This is a genomic window from Plantactinospora alkalitolerans (assembly GCF_015690345.1).
Lineage (GTDB): Bacteria > Actinomycetota > Actinomycetes > Mycobacteriales > Micromonosporaceae > Plantactinospora > Plantactinospora alkalitolerans.
In genome coordinates, this window is sequence record NZ_JADPUN010000432.1 from 1 (window position 1) to 2,470 (window position 2,470).

The 2,470-nt window shown below is 69.0% G+C and carries 1 protein-coding gene; it reads right to left on the reverse strand.

Translation table 11 applies throughout. The features are described from left to right. Positions 1-256 precede the first annotated feature (256 nt). Complete coding sequence (locus I0C86_RS42325; RefSeq protein ID WP_196206947.1) at positions 257-2,347, reverse strand: CotH kinase family protein; 2,091 nt, start codon at positions 2,345-2,347, stop codon at positions 257-259. Positions 2,348-2,470: the final 123 nt, after the last annotated feature.

A 2,470-nucleotide genomic window follows, 5' to 3' on the forward strand; every position in this document is an offset into this window, starting at 1 on the left:
CCCATCGGGAAGCCGAAGCCGCGCCTCCGGGCCTCGTGCAGATCACTGAATCCTCGGTGAAAACCCATCCTGGGCTCCCTTCACACTGTCGTTGATAGCTCGACGATATATCGGAAAGCTATCGACGACAAGTCGTTTGGCATCCCGGGTCGCTCGGGCCACGACCGGCGGGGCCGTCGGCCGGGCCACCCGGAAACCCACGGAAACGGATGTCGGCGCCGGCCATTGGCCGACGCCGACAGAACCGGACGGAGGGTCAGGAGGCGGTACAGGTCACCGTGGGCAGGTTGTTGGCGCCGTTCCAGGTGCCGAGGAACCCGAAGTTGGTGCTGGCGCCGGCGCCTAGCGTCCCGTTGTGGGCCACGTTCGTCGCGGTCACCGTCGAGCCGCTGGTCGTGATGTTCGCCTCCCAGAACTGGGAGACGGTCTGGCCGTTGCCGAACGTCCAGGTGACCCGCCAGCCGCTGATAGCCGAGGTTCCGGCGGTGACCCGGACCGCACCCTGGAAGCCACCGGTCCACTGACCGCTCACCGAGTACGCCGCCGTACACGTCCGGCCCGTGGCGGGTGGAGTGGTGGCCGGGGGAGTGCTGGCCGGAGGCGTCGTGGCGGGCGGCGTGGCCGGCGGCGTGGTCGGCGGGGTCGTGCCACCGGTCCCCCATCCGGCGGTGCTGTCCAGCCAGGCGGCCCGCCGGAACATCCAGTCCCGCATGTACTGGACCTGCCCCTGCCAGGTGGCGGCGGTGGGTGTGATGAACGGTCCGAGCATCCGGGTACTGAGGTTCGGCCACCGCTGGAAGTTCCGCTGGGCGGCATTGCCGAGCGGCGCGACGAGGGCGTTGATCCTGGCATCGAGCTGGGCGTTGGAGAGTACGCCCTGGCGGAGCTGCTGCCAGCGGGTCCTGACCCGGTTCACGAACGCGGGGTCCTGCAGCAGCCGGGCCATCCAGTCGTTGGCACTCGGGCTCCGGGTCTGCTGGTACTGCCAGCCGGAGACCTGGTCGTTGTTGAAGTAGCCGCCGACGCCGAAGCTGAGGTCGAAGTCCCAGAGCGGCCCGGCGACGATCTTGCCGTCCCGATCCTTGTGGAAGTACGCGCTGCGCAGGTAGGAGTCCATCTCCCGGCTCAGCTCACTCACGATCAACTGGTTGACGAACGAGTCGACGTCGATCCAGGCGGGATAGCCGGTCGTCGGATCGGCGAACCCGGGCGTACGTAAGAGGTCGTGGAACTGTTGAATGTGCTGGCGGAGCCACTCCCGCTGCTCGGGTTGCAGCGGGTCCGGGTCGACCACCTCCAGGTAGTGCCAGCAGGTCTGGTCGGCGCCCTGACAGGGCAGGGTCGGCTCCTCGGCCGCCAGCCACTCGAACTTGAAGATGTAACCTCCGGTGATCTTGGGCAGCGTGATGTCGTCCTCGTCGAGCTGCTTCAGGTCGAGCCGGTTCTTCGAGTTCTTGATGGTCTCGACGATCAGGTACACCCCGAGGTAGTCGTTGGCGGCCACCGGTTGGGCGTCGGTGTTGACGTACACCTCGGCGAAGGCGAACCGGGAGGCGTGGATCCCCATCTCGCGGCCGAGGCCGTACACGAAGGCGTCCCGGATCAGCGCCTTGTCGGTGTACGGCCCGCGCAGCACCCAGTCGGAGTCGGCGGGCATGCCCAGCAGCGGCAGGTCGCTGTCGTCGTCGGTGTTGTCCCGCAGCTCCAGCCGGTACGGGGTCTTGGGGAACGAGGCACTGGAGTTGCCCCGCAGGTGGAAACCGGCCCGACTGACCAGTTTGGGCGTCGCGGCGATCGAGGTCGACCCGTTCGTGGGCTGGAACTCCATCGCGGCCACATCGACGTAGTCCCGCCCCGGCGCGCCGCTCCCGTAGGCGTCCAGCAGCAGGACCGGGAGGTCGTGGCTGGTGCTTATGGCGCGGGCGACGTACAGCGCCGTGCCGGGTGCCCCGGTGGCGGTGCTGCCGACGAAGGCCTGGGCCCGAAGCTGGGTGGTGCGGGTGAACCGCAGTGGTGTTCCCGCGTAGCTGGGAGAGCTCGCCGTCGGCGGTTTGCCGTCCGTGGTGTAACGGACCTGGGCACCGCTCACGGTGGTGCCCAGGCTGACCGAGACCTCGCCCTGGAAGGTGCCGCTCGGCACCGAGTACGTGATGTCGCCGGGGTCGGCCTGGGTGTTGACGTCCGTTGCCGCCGGGGTGTCGGACGCCGCCCGCGGAGCGGCCACGGCCGGTTCGGCGACGGCGGCCGCACGGTTGATTCCGGCGCCCTGCCCGGGGGACGCCCCGACATCCGTGCCGATGGTGGCGACCGCGAGGACGCCCACTACGTAGTACACGAGTCTGCGCACGGTTACTCCATTTCAGATCTGCACCGACGACGGGCTGGGCCCGGCCGCCGGAGCGAAGTCGATGCGTCGGGGCAGAGGGTGGGTCCGGCCGTACTCGGGATGGACGTCGTGCCGGGCCCAGCC